This window comes from Streptomyces sp. NPDC054863 (assembly GCF_053610825.1).
Genome location: NZ_JBSGZD010000230.1, coordinates 1 through 4,010, shown reverse-complemented (window position 1 = coordinate 4,010; position 4,010 = coordinate 1). Strand labels below are relative to the sequence as shown.

The window sequence follows — 4,010 nt, the reverse complement described above, 5'->3', positions numbered from 1 at the left end:
TGGCGAGCTCGCGGTCGTCGCCGGTCACCTGCCCGTCCGGGCTCTCCGCCTCCGTACGGCGCGGGATCAGCAGGGCGGCGAGGGCGGCCAGGGCCACCGCGCCCGCACCGATCCAGACGGCCGGGACCGTGCCGTCCGTGAAGGCGGCCGGGGATTCGTAGCCGCCCCGTGTGGAGAAGACGGCGCCCAGGACCGCGACGCCGAGGGCGCCGCCGACCTCGCGCAGGGCGCTGTTGGCGCCGGAGGCGATGCCCTGTTCGGCGGGGCGGACGCTCGCCATGACGACGCTGGAGGCGGGGGCGAAGAACAGGGCCATGCCGACGCCGCCGACGATCAGCGCGGGAAGCTGGGCGGCGTACGACACGTCGGGGCCGATGACCAGCGCGAAGAGGGCGAGACCGACGGCCTGGAGGGCGAGACCGGTGGCGACGACCGGTCGGCCGCCGATCCGGTCGGAGAGAATGCCCGCGAACGGCGCCACGAGCAGCGGCATGCCTGTCCAAGGGAGCATCCGCAGGCCCGCCTCGGTGGGCGAGTGGCCGAGGGCGTTCTGGAGGAACTGGCTGAGCAGGAAGATCGCGCCGAACATGCCCAGGAACATCAGCAGGCTCGCGAGGTTGATGCCGAGGAATCCGCGGTTCTTGAAGAGGCGCATGGGAAGCATGGGGTTCTTGTTGCGGAACCCGTGGTGGACGAAACCGCCCAGGAGTGCGGTTCCGAGGAGGAACCCGGCGAGGATCGGGGCGCTGCTCCAGCCGTCCTCCTGGCCGTTGACCAGGGCGTAGACGATGCCGAAGAGGCCGCCGCTGACGAGGAGGGTGCCGGGGACGTCGAGGCGGGCGTTCGGCGCGTACGACTCTTTGAGGCGGCGGGCGGCGAGGGGCAGCAGGACCAGGCCGACGGGCACGTTCAGCCAGAAGATCCACTGCCAGGACAGGTGTTCCGTGAGGGCGCCGCCGATGAGCGGGCCGCTGGCGACGGCGAGGCCGGTGACGGCGCTGAAGATGCCGAGGGCGGCGCCGCGGCGGGCGGCGGGGACGGCCGCGGTGAGCAGGGTGAGGGTCAGCGGCATCATGACGGCCGCGCCGACCCCCTGTATCGCCCGTGCGGCGATCAGGAAGCCGATTCCGGGCGCGAGGGCGGCGGCGGCCGACGCGACGGTGAAGATGCCGAGGCCCACCACAAAGAGGCGGCGGCGGCCGAAGCGGTCACCGAGGGCGGCGCCGAGCATGAGCAGCACGGCGAAGGTGAGCGTGTACGCGTTGACCGTCCACTGGAGGTCGGCCAGTCCCCCGCCGAGGTCCGCGCGGATCGAGGGCAGGGCGGTGGTGACGACGAGGTTGTCGAGCGCCGCCATGAAGCCGGCGACGCTGGTGATGACCAGGGTCCAGGTGGCGCCGGTGCGCCGGGGTGTTCCCGTTCGCTCGTTCATTGCTTGCTCCCCCTGAGCATTAGTTATTGATCACTAACTTCTGCGGGTACGAAAAAGCGGGTCGCGCGAAGTACATGTCGCTCACTTCTTGGGCTGGGCCGATTCGTAGAAGCCGGTCCAGACCCGGTGCTCCGGCGGGTAGCCCAGGGAAACGAAGGTGTTGATGAGCATCCCGTGCGCGAAGAACTGCGTGGTCTCCCCGGCGTCGGCGCCGAGTGCGAGACGGACCGTGTCGTACATCTCCGTCCAGCTCGCCCTGACCTCCTCGCCGAACTCGTGGTCACCGGCCACTTCGGCGGACGCCACGGCGACGTACAGCTGCATCTGCATGAGCAGCATGTCCGGGTCGTCGGCGATGAGCGCCTGGTACGCCGTCCCCATCGCGTCCAGCGCCTCGTCGCCCGTCAGCCCTTCCGCGGCCTTCCTGAAGACCTCGGTGGTGTTCTCGATGCAACGGTTCGCCGCGGCGAGGAAGATGGCCTGCTTGTTCGGGAAGAGGCGGAAGAGGTACGGCTGCGAGACGCCGACGCGCTTGGCGATCACCTCGGTGGAGGTGCCGCGGTATCCGGTGCGGGCGAACTCGACCATCGCCGCACGGACCACGCTCTCGCGTCGCTCCTCTGCGCTCATCCTGACCATACGAAGAAGTTAGTGGCCAATCACTAACGAGGTCAAGCATCTTCGCGCCTCCCGCGAAGCAAAAGGCGTCCCCGCGCCTCCCACGCCCTCCGCGCCTCCGCGCCTCCGCGAAGTAAGAAGTAAGGGGCGGCCTCCATGGAGACCGCCCCTTACCTTCTGTCCATGCGCCGGGGTCTCAGCCGAGCTGGACCACCGCGCGGGACATGCCCAGCACCTTCTGGCCGGCGCTCATCGCGACGAGGTCCACCCGGACCCGGTTGTCGTCCAGCAGGACGGCCACCTTGCCGCTGACCTCGACCAGCGCACCCTCGTCGTCGTTCGGCACGACGACGGGCTTGGTGAAGCGCACCCCGTACTCGACGACGGCCGCCGGGTCGCCGGCCCAGTCGGTGACCACGCGGATCGCCTCGGCCATGGTGAACATGCCGTGCGCGATCACGTCGGGCAGCCCGACCTCGACCGCGAACTTCTCGTTCCAGTGGATCGGGTTGAAGTCGCCCGACGCACCCGCGTAGCGCACCAGTGTGGCGCGACTCACGGGGAAGGACTGCGCGGGCAGCTCGGTGCCGACCTCGACGTCCGCGTACGCGATCTTGGCAGCCATCTCACGCCTCCTCGGCGGCGGCACGCGCCACCAGCTTCGTCCAGGCGGTCACGACGTGCTCACCGCTCTCGTCGTGGACCTCGCCACGGATGTCCACGATGTCGTTGCCCGCCATCGACTTGATCGCCTCGATGGTCGAGGTGACCGACAGCCGGTCCCCCGCCCGCACCGGACGGGAGTACGTGAACTTCTGGTCCCCGTGCACCACCCTGCTGTAGTCGAGCCCCAGCTGCGGGTCCTCGATCACCAGCCCGGCGGCCTTGAACGTGATCGCGAACACGAACGTCGGCGGAGCGATCACATCGGGATGGCCCAGCGCCTTGGCGGCTTCCTGATCGGTGTACGCGGGATTGCTGTCGCCGACGGCCTCGGCGAACTCGCGGATCTTCTCCCGGCCGACCTCGTACGCCGAGGTGGGCGGATAGGACCGCCCCACGAAGGACTGGTCGAGCGCCATGGACTCGTACCTCCTGAGTGAGTTCCGAAAAAGGATCTTCGGGAAAGGAAAACAGTGCGTGACAAACGACACGAGGCCGCCCCCAGCAATCGGGGACGGCCTCGTGTACGAGCCTGTGCTTAGCGCGTTTCGCGGTGCGCCGTGTGCGAGTTGCAACGCGGGCAGTGCTTCTTCATCTCCATGCGGTCCGGGTTGTTACGCCGGTTCTTCTTGGTGATGTAGTTCCGCTCCTTGCACTCCACGCAGGCCAGCGTGATCTTCGGGCGGACGTCGGTGGCAGCCACGTGAGTGCTCCTTGGACGGACGGATGTACGGATGAACGCAAAAAAGAGTAGCCGATCGGAGGACCGACCCTACAATCGGCTACTACCCGTAGCGGTGACCGGACTTGAACCGGTGACACAGCGATTATGAGCCGCTTGCTCTACCGACTGAGCTACACCGCTTTGATGCCTGGATCACCTCCCCCGAGGGGGAGGATCTCCGAACACCAGAGCCCCAATGCGGAATCGAACCGCAGACCTTCTCCTTACCATGGAGACGCTCTACCGACTGAGCTATTGGGGCGAGCGATGAAGACATTACACGGGTGTGCGCCGATCCCCCAAATCCATATCCGGGCCCCTCTGTGACCCCCTCCCGGACCCGCTCGCACCACCCGTCACGTAGGCCACCGGAGGTCACTCCGGTACGACTATTCCGCTCTTCCTCGAAGCCGTGAACAGGGGCCCCTAGGCTCGATCGGACGCCGCGTGATCTTGGGTGCGGGCCACTCCCCCGCCGCGCCCCTCTCCGCCCGAGCCCGCCAGGAGCGCGATGTCCGACAGTCAGCCGCAGCCGCCTCGCCGCCGGGGGAACTCCAGCAGCTCCGGCGGCCC

General features: G+C 68.3%; 5 protein-coding genes and 2 tRNA genes. All 7 read right to left on the bottom strand.

What is annotated here, in order from left to right; genetic code table 11:
* A partial coding sequence (locus ACWGIG_RS29355; protein WP_453324706.1) for an MFS transporter occupies positions 1-1,432 on the bottom strand: 1,432 nt, incomplete at its 3' end.
* Between the two features lie 81 nt (positions 1,433-1,513).
* The gene (locus ACWGIG_RS29350) at positions 1,514-2,071 is read right to left on the bottom strand and encodes a TetR/AcrR family transcriptional regulator (protein ID WP_453324705.1); all 558 of its coding nucleotides are present in this window, start codon (positions 2,069-2,071) and stop codon (positions 1,514-1,516) included.
* 175 nt (positions 2,072-2,246) lie between these two features.
* Complete coding sequence (locus ACWGIG_RS29345) at positions 2,247-2,675, bottom strand: MaoC family dehydratase (RefSeq protein WP_453324704.1); 429 nt, start codon at positions 2,673-2,675, stop codon at positions 2,247-2,249.
* Position 2,676: 1 nt separating this feature from the next.
* Positions 2,677-3,132 carry an FAS1-like dehydratase domain-containing protein gene (locus ACWGIG_RS29340; protein ID WP_453324703.1) on the bottom strand — a complete coding sequence of 152 codons (456 nt, stop codon included), beginning with the start codon at positions 3,130-3,132 and terminating at the stop codon, positions 2,677-2,679.
* A 119-nt stretch (positions 3,133-3,251) separates the two neighbouring features.
* A complete protein-coding gene (rpmG, locus tag ACWGIG_RS29335) occupies positions 3,252-3,416 on the bottom strand; it encodes a 50S ribosomal protein L33 (protein WP_007265873.1) in 165 nt (54 codons plus the stop codon).
* Between the two features lie 89 nt (positions 3,417-3,505).
* Positions 3,506-3,578 (bottom strand) — tRNA-Met (locus tag ACWGIG_RS29330).
* Positions 3,579-3,626: 48 nt separating this feature from the next.
* Positions 3,627-3,699: transfer RNA gene (locus tag ACWGIG_RS29325), tRNA-Thr, on the bottom strand.
* Between the last annotated feature and the right edge of the window lie 311 nt (positions 3,700-4,010).